Source organism: Sporichthya brevicatena (genome assembly GCF_039525035.1).
Classification (GTDB): Bacteria; Actinomycetota; Actinomycetes; order Sporichthyales; family Sporichthyaceae; genus Sporichthya; species Sporichthya brevicatena.
Map to the genome: position 1 here is coordinate 1 of NZ_BAAAHE010000011.1, position 3,848 is coordinate 3,848.

General features: G+C 69.7%; 5 protein-coding genes. 2 read left to right on the plus strand and 3 right to left on the minus strand.

Annotation, left to right across the window (positions count from 1 at the left end; translation table 11 throughout):
• Window positions 1–102: 102 nt before the first annotated feature.
• Complete coding sequence (locus tag ABD401_RS07515; protein ID WP_344603208.1) at window positions 103–891, minus strand: enoyl-CoA hydratase/isomerase family protein; 789 nt, start codon at window positions 889–891, stop codon at window positions 103–105.
• Window positions 892–1,052: 161 nt separating this feature from the next.
• Between ABD401_RS07515 and ABD401_RS07520 the strand changes: the two genes are divergently transcribed.
• Complete coding sequence (locus tag ABD401_RS07520) at window positions 1,053–1,385, plus strand: MerR family transcriptional regulator (protein ID WP_344603210.1); 333 nt, start codon at window positions 1,053–1,055, stop codon at window positions 1,383–1,385.
• Window positions 1,386–1,442: 57 nt separating this feature from the next.
• On the opposite strand, the gene ABD401_RS07525 is transcribed toward ABD401_RS07520, so the two are convergent.
• Both ABD401_RS07525 and ABD401_RS07530 read right to left on the minus strand, forming a co-directional pair.
• On the minus strand, window positions 1,443–1,880 hold the full coding sequence (locus ABD401_RS07525) for an Hsp20/alpha crystallin family protein (RefSeq protein ID WP_344603212.1): 438 nt from the start codon (window positions 1,878–1,880) through the stop codon (window positions 1,443–1,445).
• A gap of 181 nt (window positions 1,881–2,061) precedes the next feature.
• A complete protein-coding gene (locus ABD401_RS07530; protein ID WP_344603214.1) occupies window positions 2,062–2,868 on the minus strand; it encodes a SigB/SigF/SigG family RNA polymerase sigma factor in 807 nt (268 codons plus the stop codon).
• A 107-nt stretch (window positions 2,869–2,975) separates the two neighbouring features.
• On the opposite strand from ABD401_RS07530, the gene ABD401_RS07535 reads away from it, so the two are divergent.
• Window positions 2,976–3,845, plus strand: a complete 870-nt coding sequence (locus ABD401_RS07535; protein ID WP_344603216.1) for an LLM class F420-dependent oxidoreductase — start codon at window positions 2,976–2,978, stop codon at window positions 3,843–3,845.
• The last annotated feature ends 3 nt before the right edge of the window (window positions 3,846–3,848 follow it).

The following is a 3,848-nucleotide window of genomic DNA, read 5'->3' on the forward strand; positions in this document are numbered from 1 at the left end:
CTACCGACTCCTCGAAGCAGGCCCCAACCCGGCTTGACGGGACATAGGAGCGTCACCCCTTACTGCGCAGTAAGGGGTGTCACCCTTTTTTGACGACGCCGGTCAGCGGCCGTGGAACGTCGGGGCGGTCTTGGTGCCGAAGGCGGCGCGGGCGGCGAGGTGGTCCTCGGTGGTGAACGCGGTGCCGATGGCGAAGGCCTCGAGCTCGGCCATGTCGCGGGAGGACAGGCGCATCGAGCGGTCCAGGAGGGTCTTCGCCAGGCCGAGGGCGACGGTGGGGCCCGCGGCGAGCTCGGCGGCCAGGGCGCCGGCGGCGGAGTCCAGCTCGGCGGCCGGGACGATCCGGTTCACCAGGCCGAGCTCCTTGGCCTCGGCCGCGCCGAAGCGACGGCCGGTGAAGATCAGCTCCTTCGCCATGTTCAGCGGCACCCGGCGTGGGAGGAAGTAGAGCGTCCCGCAGTCCGGGACGAGACCGATCTTGGTGAACGCGCACGAGAACGTGGCGTCGTCGGCGACGACCGCGAGGTCGCACGCCATCATCAGCGCCAGCCCGGACCCGTGGCAGTGCCCGTTCACGGCGGCGATCGTCGGCTTCTCGATCTCCGCGAGCGGGAGGAACACCGTCGTCAGCAGGGTGCGCAGGCGCGAGCGGCTGGTGACCGGGTCGGAGTTGAGGTCCATCTCCTTGACGTCACCGCCGGCGGAGAAGGCGCCGCCGCTGCCGGTGAGGACGACGGCCCGGACCTCCGGGTCGGTCGCGGAGCGCTCGATCACCTCGGCGAGCTCGCGCTTGGCGGTCATGTCGAGGGAGTTGCGGGCCTCGGCCCGCGTCAGACGGATCGTCGCGACCGCGTCGGCGACGGTGTAGGAGAGACGCTGGTAGTCGGCCATGACCCGCAGCTTCCCAGGTCGGATCTCCCGGGTGCACAACGACCCGGCGACGGAGACGATCTGTCGTGGTCATGGCAGATACTCTGGTGCTCTGACGACAGGCCAACGACAGGCCAACGACAGGCCGACGCCCTGCTGACGACGCCGGGAGAGGAGGCGACATGAGCGGCCTCGACCGCCTCGACAACGAGGACTACCCCTCGGTCACGATGGGCCGAGCGGCCGAACTGCTCGGCGTCCAGCCCGCGTTCCTGCGCCGCCTCGACGCGGCGGGGATCCTCTCCCCCAGCCGCACCGACGGCAACCACCGCCTCTACTCCCGGCGCCAGCTCGAGATCGCAACGCGCATGCGCGCACTCGTCGACGAAGGCCTCTCCCTCGACGCCGCCGCCCGGATCGTCGGCCTGCAGGACGATCTCGGCGCTGCCCAGGCCCGGATCTCCGAGCTCGAGGACGAGCTCGACTCCCGCCCCAAGGGCAAGCCACGCCGCTGACCGGACACACGTCGGGGCCCCGGCCGGTGTCGGCCGGGGCCCCGCGACGCGCTGCGGTCAGGCCTGCAGCTGCTTGGTTGCGTTGTCGGCGGATTCGCCGGCGGTGACGGCGATCCGGCGCGGCTTCGCCTTCTCTGCGATCGGGATGCGCAGCGTGAGCACACCGGCGTCGTAGTGCGCGGTGATGCGGTCGAGGTCGAGAGCGTCGCCGAGGAAGAGCTGACGCGAGAAGACGCCGAGGGGCCGTTCGGACACCTGCATCTCGGCGTTGGCGCTGATCGGCCGTCGCTCGGCCTTCACGGTCAGGACGTTGCGCTCGACGTTGATCTCGATCCCGTCGGCCGGGACACCCGGAAGGTCGAAGCAGGCGACGAACTCGTCGCCCTCGCGGTAGGCGTCCATCGGCATCGCGGCCGGCCGGCTCCACGTGCCCGGGGCGGCCAGCGCCGTCGTGATCCGGTCGAGTTCGCGGAAGGGGTCGGTACGCATCAGCATCGCTCGTGCTTCCTTTCTCTCTCGTCCAGGCGATGCGCTGCAGGGGAGCCGGTCCCCTGATACCTGTCACCGTAACGACAGATATTCTGTCGTTCAAGAGAACGGTTGACTGATGTGACGAACGCAAAACGGGCCGGCCACGCCTCTGCGCGACCGGCCCGGAAGAGCTGCTTACGCCCCGTCAGTCCGCCTGCATCTGGTGGCGGAGGGTGGCGAGCGTCCGGCTGAGCAGGCGGGAGACGTGCATCTGCGAGATGCCGAGCTCCTGGCCGATCTCCGCCTGGGTCTTGTCGGCGAAGAAGCGCAGGTGCAGGATCCGCTGCTCCCGCGGCGGGAGCGCCGCGATCAGCGGACGGACGGTCTCGCAGTCGACCATCACGTCGATCGAGTTGTCCTCCGCACCGAGCGTGTCGGCGATCGTGAAGGTGTCGTCGCCGTCCGAACCCACGGCCGCATCGAGCGAGGTGGGCGCGAAGGCGTCGTCGGCGGTCAGGGCCTCCAGCACCAGGTCCGGACTGACGGCGAGCCGCTCGGCGAGCTCGTCGACCGTCGGGGCCCGACCGAGCTCGTGCGTGAGCGACTCGGTCGCGTCCCGCAGGACGGCCTTGGTCTCCTGGAGCCGACGGGGCAGACGGATCCACCGCCGCTTGTCCCGGAAGTACCGGCGAATCTCGCCCTGCACGGTGGGCTTGGCGAAGCTCGCGAAGTCCGTCCCGCGCTCGGGGTCGAAGCGCTGGATCGCAAGCACCAGCCCCACGTACCCCACCTGGCACAACTCGGCGGTCTCCACGGCGCGGCCGGCGTAGCGGCTCGCGAGCCAGCGGACCAGCCCGTCGTAACGGCGGACCAGGATCTCCTGGATCCGCTCCTTCTCCTGCGCGTTGTCCTCAACAGTCGCGACGGCGAGAGCGCGGAAGAGCTCGGCGTCGGTGGCATCGGCTGTCAGCGTGCGGACCTGGATCGTCGTCCGGTTCTTCGTCGCTGTCATGCCTGTAGTTATTTCTGGCCGGAGGGGAGATAACCCCGCTGAGCGGGAATGTGACACTCCACACCGGAGGTTTGGCCGGGAAAGCACTCAGCGATCAAGGAGCAAATGTGCAGCTAGGCATCCACAACGCGAGCTTCTCCTGGCCGGGCGGTCCGGCGGCGATCGCGCCGACCATCGCCGACCTGGGTTCGGCGGCCGAGGCCGCCGGGGTCGCCTACGTCTCGTTCATGGACCACTTCTTCCAGATCCCGCCGGTCGGCCCCGCCGAGGAGCCCATGCTGGAGGGCTACACGGCGCTGGGCTTCCTCGCCGCGCACACCTCGACCGTGAAGCTCCAGCTCCTCTGTACCGGTGTGACGTACCGTCACCCCGGCCTGCTGGCCAAGACGGTCACGACGCTCGACGTCCTCTCCGGCGGCCGGGCGGTGCTCGGCATCGGGGCCGCCTGGTTCGACCGCGAGCACGAGGGCCTCGGCGTCCCGTTCCCGCCGGTCGCCGAGCGTTTCGAACGCCTGGAGGAGACGCTGCAGATCTGCCTGCAGATGTGGAGCGACAACAACGGCCCGTACGAGGGCAAGCACTACCACCTGGCGGAGACGCTCAACTCGCCGCCGCCGGTCTCCTCGCCGCGGCCGGAGATCATGGTCGCCGGCAGCGGTGAGAAGAAGACGCTCCGGCTCGTCGCGAAGTACGCCGACGCCAACAACCTCTTCGGCGGGCCCGACGAGGTGAAGGCGAAGCTCGAGGTGCTCAAGCAGCACTGCGAGAACGAGGGCCGGGACTTCTCGTCGATCACCACCACGACGCTCGCGCGCGTCGACCCGGAGACCGACACCGACGCGTTCCTCCGGGAGGCCGAGGCGCTCCACGCCGTCGGCGTCGATGTCATCTTCGTCGTCCCCCGCGGCGACAACCCCGCACGACTCGCGGACAAGCTCGGCAAGGACGTCATTCCGCGGCTCGCCGAGCTCGGCTGATAC